The 8,403-nt window shown below is 72.8% G+C and carries 9 protein-coding genes; 3 read left to right on the forward strand and 6 right to left on the reverse strand.

The annotated features are described in order from the left end of the window. Positions 1-7: 7 nt before the first annotated feature. From ACH4OW_RS35690 to ACH4OW_RS35705, 4 genes are read right to left on the reverse strand one after another with little or no spacing between them, the layout of a single operon-like run. Positions 8-259, reverse strand: coding sequence for a gas vesicle protein GvpG (locus ACH4OW_RS35690; RefSeq protein WP_398032431.1), 252 nt, complete (start codon positions 257-259; stop codon positions 8-10). Between the two features lie 3 nt (positions 260-262). After that, positions 263-1,003 carry a GvpL/GvpF family gas vesicle protein gene (locus tag ACH4OW_RS35695; protein WP_360136644.1) on the reverse strand — a complete coding sequence of 247 codons (741 nt, stop codon included), beginning with the start codon at positions 1,001-1,003 and terminating at the stop codon, positions 263-265. Continuing rightward, positions 1,000-1,431: a gas vesicle structural protein GvpA gene (locus ACH4OW_RS35700; RefSeq protein WP_360136645.1), complete on the reverse strand. Its 432-nt coding sequence runs from the start codon at positions 1,429-1,431 to the stop codon at positions 1,000-1,002. The genes ACH4OW_RS35695 and ACH4OW_RS35700 overlap by 4 nt, the downstream gene beginning before the upstream one ends. Further along, the gene (locus ACH4OW_RS35705) at positions 1,428-1,748 is read right to left on the reverse strand and encodes a gas vesicle protein (RefSeq protein WP_360136646.1); all 321 of its coding nucleotides are present in this window, start codon (positions 1,746-1,748) and stop codon (positions 1,428-1,430) included. Before ACH4OW_RS35705 ends, ACH4OW_RS35700 begins: the two co-directional genes overlap by 4 nt. A gap of 400 nt (positions 1,749-2,148) precedes the next feature. On the opposite strand from ACH4OW_RS35705, the gene ACH4OW_RS35710 reads away from it, so the two are divergent. Further along, positions 2,149-2,364, forward strand: a complete 216-nt coding sequence (locus ACH4OW_RS35710) for an I78 family peptidase inhibitor (protein WP_360136647.1) — start codon at positions 2,149-2,151, stop codon at positions 2,362-2,364. 129 nt (positions 2,365-2,493) lie between these two features. Here ACH4OW_RS35710 and ACH4OW_RS35715 read toward each other — a convergent pair whose 3' ends face one another. Both ACH4OW_RS35715 and ACH4OW_RS35720 read right to left on the reverse strand, forming a co-directional pair. Further along, entirely contained in the window at positions 2,494-3,519 is a 1,026-nt protein-coding gene (locus ACH4OW_RS35715; protein WP_398032435.1) for a phosphatase PAP2 family protein, read from the reverse strand. 265 nt (positions 3,520-3,784) lie between these two features. Continuing rightward, the gene (locus tag ACH4OW_RS35720; RefSeq protein ID WP_398032438.1) at positions 3,785-4,957 is read right to left on the reverse strand and encodes a hypothetical protein; all 1,173 of its coding nucleotides are present in this window, start codon (positions 4,955-4,957) and stop codon (positions 3,785-3,787) included. 213 nt (positions 4,958-5,170) lie between these two features. On the opposite strand from ACH4OW_RS35720, the gene ACH4OW_RS35725 reads away from it, so the two are divergent. Beyond that, positions 5,171-6,787 carry an MFS transporter gene (locus tag ACH4OW_RS35725; RefSeq protein ID WP_360136650.1) on the forward strand — a complete coding sequence of 539 codons (1,617 nt, stop codon included), beginning with the start codon at positions 5,171-5,173 and terminating at the stop codon, positions 6,785-6,787. Between the two features lie 286 nt (positions 6,788-7,073). Further along, positions 7,074-8,270, forward strand: coding sequence for an acyl-CoA dehydrogenase family protein (locus tag ACH4OW_RS35730; protein ID WP_398032441.1), 1,197 nt, complete (start codon positions 7,074-7,076; stop codon positions 8,268-8,270). Positions 8,271-8,403: the final 133 nt, after the last annotated feature.

Raw genomic sequence — 8,403 nt, forward strand, 5'->3', positions numbered from 1 at the left:
CGGGCGGTCACGCCACGGACTGCTGCTGCCGTTGCCGCAGCTCCTCCAGCCGGTCCAGCAGTTCGTCCTCGCGCCGGTCGAACTCCGCCTCGTCGATGCGCCCGGCGTCCAGCTGGTCCGCCAGCTCCCGCAGCTCCCGCTGGACCACGGCCGGGTCGTAGTACTGCCGCTCGGCCTCGGTGAGGACCTGCCGCAGCACCCAGCCGGTCCCGCGCACGGGAGCGGCCGGAAGCAGCAGCAGTTCCTTGATCAGGCCCACCGGTCACTCCGCGGCTGCGGATTGCAAGGGGCGCACGAAGCTGTACGGCGGCAGCGGCCCGTTGACGAGCAGCTCCAGGTGGGGGTTCTCGGTGCCCAGCCGGTCGGCGGCCTCCAGGAAAGCGGCCGCGTCCTCGCGCCGCATCAGGAAGGACAGGTTGACCAGCCAGCCGGAGCCCTCGGGTCCGGGGCAGGACTGTTCCGACCTCGGCGCGAGCGCCGTCTCGACGGTGTGCGCGTCGGCGACCTCGCGGGCCCGCACGGCGTTGGCGACCAGCTCGCCGAGGCGCAGCTTCTCCTGGTACGCGCCGCCGCCGGACGCCTGGTTGGCCTCGTTGAGGGCCCGGATCTCGGGCTCCTCGGTGAGCACCCGGCGCAGCACCTCCTCCTCGCGGTGGGCCGCCTTGACGTTGTACTCGACCCGTCCGTTGAGGTCGTCCAGCTGCGCCTTGTAGTGCTCGGCGTGCTCGGCCAGTACCTCGTGGACCGCCTCGTCGCTGTCCGACAGCGAGCCGAAGCGCAGCGGCAGGACCGCGCCGACCGCGCCGGCCTCGGTCAGTACGTGCTGGTGGGCGAGGAGGTCACGGCGCTTGGGCCGCAGCTTGTCGGGGCAGTCGCTGACGACCGCCGCCAGCTCGCCCTCGCGGACGATGCGGACCGGGCGCGGCGGGTCGCCGATGCCCAGCAGCTCCTGTTCGGGCGCCGGGTGGTCGGCGCGGGCGATGCCGTAGACGTACGTGCTCACTCGCTCTCCTCCTTCTTACGGGAGGCGGCGCGCCGGGGCCTGCGCTGCGGCTCGCCCTCGCTCTCTGCCTTGTCGCGCCCCTGTCCGATCGCGTCGGCGAAGGTCTCGGCCGCGCCCGACAGGGCGCCCTTGGACTTGCCCTTGGCGCCGGACTCGGTGACCTGGCCGACGACGTCGGGCAGGCCGGGGCTCTTGTTGGCGCCGGTCTCCAGGTCCAGGCGGTTGCAGGCCTCGGCGAAGCGCAGGTAGGTGTCGACGCTCGCCACCACGACCCGGACGTCGATCTTCAGGATTTCGATGCCGACCAGTGAGACGCGGACGAACGCGTCGATCACCAGGCCGCGGTCGAGGATCAGCTCCAGTACGTCGTAGAGGCCACTGGTGCCGCCCCCGCCCCCGGACTGCTGTTGTGCCGGGACAACGGTCATGTCTGTGGTCTTCCTCTCGCGCGCTCGTAGCGGCTGACGCGCCGGTAGCCCGTGAGCATGCCGTCGGGGTCGAGAGTCACCTCGTACAACGCCATGAGGCTCATCGTCTCGGGCACCCGGGCGAGCTCCAGCACCTCGGTCTCCAGGACCCAGCCGTCCTCGGTCTTCTCGAACCGGGACACCGTCTCGGGGTTCAGACCGGTCAGCTCGGCGAGCTGTTCCCGGGCCGAACGCAGGAGTTCGGGTGCGCTGGGGCGGGCGGACGCCGCTCGGTGGTTGCTGCTTCTGTCCGGTGTGTTCGCTGTGTTGTCTCCCATGGGCTCCTCGGCAACAGCGAGTACCGCGCGGCGGCGCGCTCAAACCCGCCGACCGGGCCCGATGGGTGCGAAATATGCGCGGGCGGCGTGCCGTCGGCCAATTCTCCGGCGTCGAATACCGGCAATTCGGTACCCGGAATTGGCTGCTGACGGTGAATTGATTACCGGCCGTCCGGCGCCCGTCCGGCGCCCTCCGGAGGGCCCCGATCAAGGGGAAATTCAGCCGACCTGGATTCCCACCCGGTTGGGGCAGTGGCGGGCTCGTACGGGTGAAGGGAGTTACGGCAAACACGCGCCGCCGCGCTGTGACAGAAGTGTGACCAATGGCGGACCTGGCGGGTACCGGAGTGTGGCACCCCGGCCCTTCCACCGCCTTCCCGGTACGCCTACGGTGGCTGCCATGGCACCGGTACCGAAGTCCCCGTACGAACCCGACGACGACCCCGAGACCTATGTCGGACTGGCTCGGGAAACGGCCGAGGAACGCGCCCGCGCACGCGGCTGGACCACGGTCCGCTCCCTGGCCCCTGGCACGATCATCACCATGGAGTACCTGGGGGGCCGGCTGAACTTCGAGGTCCAGGACGGCGTCGTGACCCGCACCTGGAAGGGCTGAGACGCGGCCGTGTGACGGCCCGTGAGCGCGGTGCGCAGCAGACGGCCCCGGCCGCTCCTGGTGGAGCGCCGGGGCCGTCCGCTGCGGGGAGAAGGCTGTGCGTACCGTCCCCGCGAGCCGGTCCTGGGGTCAGCTGCCCCCGGTGCGCCCGCGGGCCGGGGCCGGGGCCAGCGGCCCGGTGCGCGGCGCGCGGTCGGCGTGCGGCGGCCGGCGGCTGCCGGTCGGGGTGACCGGGGTGCGCTCCGAGCGGGCCGTATGCGGCCGCGGCGGGTGGTGCGGGCGGGCCTCCGGGGCACGGGCGGCGCCACCGGAGCGGTTGGTGCCGGCGACGACCGCCTCCGGCACCAGGACCTCGTCCTCGGGCGCCGGCCGCTGCGCCGACAGCCCGGCGTGGGCGTTCGCCGGCGCGGGTACGGGGCTGAGCAGGCGGCCGGCCCGCAGCCGCAGCCACAGGGCCGTCAGCCGGGCGTCGGCCCACTCCATCGCGGGCTCGAACCAGGGCAGCGCCAGCAGCACGAGCAGTCCCGCTGCCCAGCCCAGCAGCACATCGCTGACCCAGTGGGTACCGAGGTAGACGGTGGTCATGCCGACGCCGAGGGCGCCGAGCGCGGCGATCACGGACAGTGCCCGGCGGCGCAGCGGCGTGGTCGCCAGGTAGGCCAGTACGCCCCAGGTGACGACGGCGTTCGCGGTGTGGCCCGAAGGAAATATATCGCCGCCGAGCCACATCTCGTTGGCGCCGATGGTGGTCGCGTAGTGCGGGCCGAGCCGGCCCATGCCCAGCTTGGCGGCGCCCGCGGTGATGTTGAGCAGCAGCAGCGAGGTGCCGAGCACCAGCAGCGGGTGGAGGTTCTTCGTCCGCCAGCAGCGCCAGCCCAGCCAGGCCGCCACGGCGACCGCGGTGGGGCCGCGCTGGCCCAGGACCACGAAGTAGTCGAGGAAGGCGTGGATCTCCGGCCACTGCTTGTACGGCCTGAAGAGCATGGCCTGCCAGTCGAAGGTGACCAGCCATGTGGAGGCGAGCACACCGGCCACGATCGCCACGTACACCGCCAGCGTGCCCCCGAACAGCCACCAGCGTGTCCGGGTCATGCGTGGTGGGGGGCGGTCGGCCGGGTGCTCCTCCATCTGGTCGAGCTTGTCATCGGTACGCACTCAATCGACGTTACCGCGTGTGATGTCGGTGCCTGGTCAAACTGTGAGCTTTGTAATGACGATGTGATGTGCAATGTGTCTCAATCAGGACTTTGGTCAATGGTTTTCGGAAGGAATTCGCCGGCGGCCGGCTAATGGTCGCCGCGGCCGCCGGGAGCGGTCCGTAGCGGGTCCTTTCAAATTCGCCGGAAGAGTTTATCGCCGATTCGTGCGGCTGTCGCGGCCCGTTTCCCTCGGCGGGCGTTTTCGGAGCGGAATATTCCGTTCACGGCGGGCCCGAACCGTTCAGCCAGACCGCCCCGTACACCGCGGAGCCCGCGGCGGCCAGGCCCGTCACCGTCCAGGCCCACGCCGGACGCCACCGCGCCAGCCCGGCGGCGAGCGGCAGCAGCAGCGGGAACGCCGGCAGCATCAGCCGCGGCTTGGACCCGAAGTACCCCTTGGCGGTCAGCGCCAGCAGCAGCACGACACCGCTGTAGACGAGCAGCGGAAGCGGCTGTCCGCGGCGCGCGCCCAGTACGTACAGCCAGACCACCAGCGCGACACCGGCCAGCAACCCCAGAGCGGCCGGGAACCCCAGGTCCCACAGGAACGAGGCGAAGGCGGCACCGCCGTCGAAGCCGTTGCCCCAGCCGCCCTGAACGTCCAGGTACGCGGTGAGGCTGCCTTCCCGGGCGCCCACCCACAGGAAGTACCCGCACCAGCCCAGGGGCGCCAGCAGCGCACCGAGCAGCATCCGCCGGTGCCGGGCCGGGCGCGGTCGGCCACCCGGCGGGCGGTCCCGCCACAGCGTCACCGCCGCGGTGATCCACACGGCCGCCACCACCGCGGCCCCCACCGGCCGGGTCAGCCCCGCCAGCGACGCCAGCACCCCCGCGCACACCCACCGCCCGGTCAGCACGCCGTACACGCCCCACGCCGCGAGCGCGGTGAACAGCGACTCCGAATACGCCATCGACTGCACGATGCCGACCGGCAGCGCCGCCCACAGCGCGGCGAGCGCGACCCCGGCCCGCGGCCCGTGCAGCCGCTCGCCGGTCAGGTACAGCGCCCAGGCGGCGGCGAGCGACGCGAGCCAGGACACCACCATCCCGGCGTCCGCGGCCGACAGCGGCGACACGGCGGACAGCCCCCGTTCCAGCCACGGAAGCAGCGGGAAAAAGGCCAGATTCGAGTGCACGTCCCCGTTGGCCAGCTGGACGCTGTAGCCGTAGCCCTGCTCCGCGACACGGGTGTACCAGAGCGAGTCCCAGCGGGCGGCGAGCAGGGTGTGCCAGTCCTTGCCGTGCGCGGCGGACCACGCGGCCAGCGCGAGAACGCCCAGGGCCCGGATCGCGGCGAACGCCAGCAGCGCCGGTGCCGCCCGGCGCAGTGCGGCCCGCGCCCGGCGCCCCGGCGCGGGCCGCCGCACCGCTGCGGTAGTGGCAAGATCGTTCATCAGGCCGATTATCCAGTGGCCGGAGTCCGGCGCCCGTCAGCGGGTATGGGAACCGCCAAGCCCTGCGATGCGCGTCTCATCGTGAGGTGAGCCACGCGTCACGTCACGCGACTCGCGTAGTCTGACGTCTCAACTCGCCCGTGCCGCCGGTTCCGCCGGGGCGTTTTTCGCGCCCTGATCCGCGGCAGCGAGAGCATGACAGGAGGTACGCGAATGTCCGGGACGACCACGTCCGGCAGCGAGCGGACGGCGGGTGTTCCCCGGCATGGAGGCGGCGGCGCAGGCCGCTGGACCGTTCTGGTCGTGCTCTGCGTCAGCCTGCTGTTCGTCGCGCTGGACACCACCATCCTGTACGTGGCGGTGCCCTCGGTCACCGAGGACCTGCGCCCCGGGCCGGTGGAACTGCTGTGGATCGTGGACATCTACCCGCTGATCGCGGCATCGCTGCTCATCCTGTTCGGCACCCTCGGCGACCGGGTGGGCCGCCGCCGCATCCTGCTCCTGGGATACGGCCTGTTCGGCGCGGCCTCGGCCGCCGCCGCGCTGGCGCCCAACCCGCAGACCCTGATGATCGCCCGCGCGCTGCTCGGCATCGGCGGCGCGATGATCATGCCGGCGACGCTGTCGATCCTGCGCCAGGTCTTCCCCGACCGGCGCGAACGGGCGGTCGCGATCGGCGTGTGGAGCGCGGTGGCCGCCGTCGGCGCCGCCGTCGGCCCGGTCCTCGGCGGCTTCCTCGTCGAGAACTTCTGGTGGGGCTCGGTCTTCCTCATCAACATCCCGATGATGGCGGTCATGGCCCTGATAGGCCGCTGGCTGCTGCCGGAGTCCCGCGGCGAGCGCAACGGCCCCTGGGACACCGTCGGCGCCGTCGTCGCGGCGCTCGGCGTCCTCGGCGTCGTCCTCGGCGTCAAGCGCATCGGCAGCGGCGAGGCGCTGGTCGGCCCGACCACGCTGGGCTCCATCCTCGTCGGCACCCTGCTGCTCGTCGTCTTCGTACGGCGCCAGCGCAAGCGGGAGCACCCGCTGATCGACATGCGGCTGTTCGCCCGCCCGGCCTTCGGCACGTCCGTCGGCTGCATCGTGCTGGCGATGCTCGCCCTCGTCGGGCTCCAGCTGATAGCCGTCCAGTACCTCCAGCTCGTGCTGGGCCTGAGCCCCCTGGAGACCGGCCTGCGGATGCTGCCGCTGGTCTTCGCCGCGATGGCCGCCGGGCTGGCCGGCTCGAAGGTCCTCCAGGCCGTCGGGCCGCGGGTGATGGTCTCGCTGGGCTTCGTGCTCACCGCGGCCGCGGTGCTCTGCCTGACCGCGATGGACGAGACGGACCGCCCCTGGCTGCTCGTCCTCGGCTTCGTGCTGCTCGGCTTCGGCTTCCAGAGCACGCTCTTCGGCGCGTACGAGTCGATGCTCAGCGAGGCCCCGGCCGAGCAGGCGGGCGGCGCCGCCGCCATCGGCGAGACCTCCTACCAGCTCGGTGCCGGCATCGGCGTCGCGCTCCTCGGCAGCGTCATGAACGCCGCGTACGCACCGGGGCTGACCCACGTGGACGGCGTCCCCGCCCAGGCGTCCGCCTCGGCCGCGCACTCCCTGGGGGAGGCGTACAAGGTCGCCTCCTCGCTCGGCGGCTCGGCCAAGGACGTACTGCGGGACGTCGCGCAGGGCGCCTTCGTGCACGGGCTGCACGTCACGCTCGTCACCAGCGCCGTGCTGCTGCTGGCCGGCGCGGCGATCGCGCTGCGGCTGCCGCGCAAGGCCGCGGACGCGGGGGACCGTACCGACGACGGCGCGCACTGCGACGCGGCGCCGGCGTCCGCGAACTCGGGCAGGTGAGCGGGGCCGGGGCGTGACCTGCGGCGGGGGCTCTTGCCGCCGCGCGGCGGCCCGCCGTACCGTCGGACGCGATAACTACCACCGCTAGGGCGTGTCTTTCGGACCACCCCGGGCCCGCGCCGCCTGGCACGGCACCTCGCGGCGTTGTCGCATCACCCACGGACACCCAGTCCGAGGGCAATGCTCCGCCTTGCGATGCACCGCACCAGACGACGCGGGCTGATCCGGGCTGATCCAAAAGACACGCCCTAGTTTTCGCGCGCGCAGCTACCGCCGGAGGCCCGCCATGCCAGCAACCCCGTCCCCGCAGCTCCCGCCCTTCGACGCCGCCGACCCGCTGGGCCTCGACGACCTGCTGACCGACGAGGACCGGGCGGTGCGCACCACCGTCCGCCGGTGGGCCGCCGACCGGGTCCTGCCGCACATCGCCGACTGGTACGAGCGCGGGGAACTGCCCGGCATCCGGGAACTCGCCCGCGAACTGGGCTCCATCGGCGCCCTCGGCATGGCACTGACCGGCTACGGCTGCGCGGGCGCCTCGCACGTCCAGTACGGCCTGGCCTGCCTGGAGCTGGAGGCCGCCGACTCCGGCATCCGCTCGCTGGTCTCCGTACAGGGCTCGCTCGCCATGTACGCGATCTGGCGGTTCGGCTCCGAGGAGCAGAAGCAGCGCTGGCTGCCGGGCATGGCCGCGGGCGAGACCATCGGCTGCTTCGGCCTCACCGAGCCGGACCACGGCTCGGACCCGGGCAGCATGCGCACGTACGCCAAGCGGGACGGCTCGGACTGGGTGCTCACCGGCCGCAAGATGTGGATCACCAACGGGTCGGTGGCCGGCGTCGCCGTCGTCTGGGCGCAGACCGACGAGGGCATCCGCGGCTTCCTCGTCCCGGCCGGCGCCTCCGGCTTCTCCGCGCCCGAGATCAAGCACAAGTGGTCCCTGCGCGCCTCGGTCACCAGCGAACTGGTCCTGGACGAGGTACGGCTGCCCGCCGACGCCGTACTGCCCGGCGCCACCGGCCTGGGCGGCCCGCTGCGCTGCCTGAGCCACGCCCGGTACGGGATCGTGTGGGGCTCGATGGGCGCCGCGCGCGCCAGCTTCGACGCGGCACTGGACTACGCCCGCACCCGTGAGCAGTTCGGCAAACCCATCGGCGGCTTCCAGATCACCCAGGCGAAGCTGGCCGACATGGCCGTGGAACTGCACAAGGGCGTGCTGCTCGCCCACCACCTGGGGCGGCGCTTCGACGCGGGGCGGCTGCGGCCGGAACAGATCAGCTTCGGCAAGCTCAACAACGTGCGGGAGGCGATCGAGATCTGCCGTACGGCGCGGACGATCCTCGGCGCGAACGGGATCTCGCTGGAGTACCCCGTCATGCGGCACGCGACGAACCTGGAGTCGGTGCTCACCTACGAGGGCACCGTCGAGATGCACCAGCTCGTGCTGGGCAAGGCGCTCACCGGCCTCGACGCGTTCCGGTAAAGGCAAAGGCCGGGGGCGCGGGGGGCCCCCCCCGCCCCCCCCCCCCCCCCCCCCCCCCCCCCCCCCCCCCCCGCCCGCCCCCCCCCCCCCCCCCCCCCCCCCCCCCCCCCCCCCCCCCCCCCCCCCCCCGTAC

Origin of the sequence: Streptomyces sp. NPDC017056 (assembly GCF_044332485.1) — a bacterium.
Taxonomy (GTDB): Bacteria; Actinomycetota; Actinomycetes; order Streptomycetales; family Streptomycetaceae; genus Streptomyces.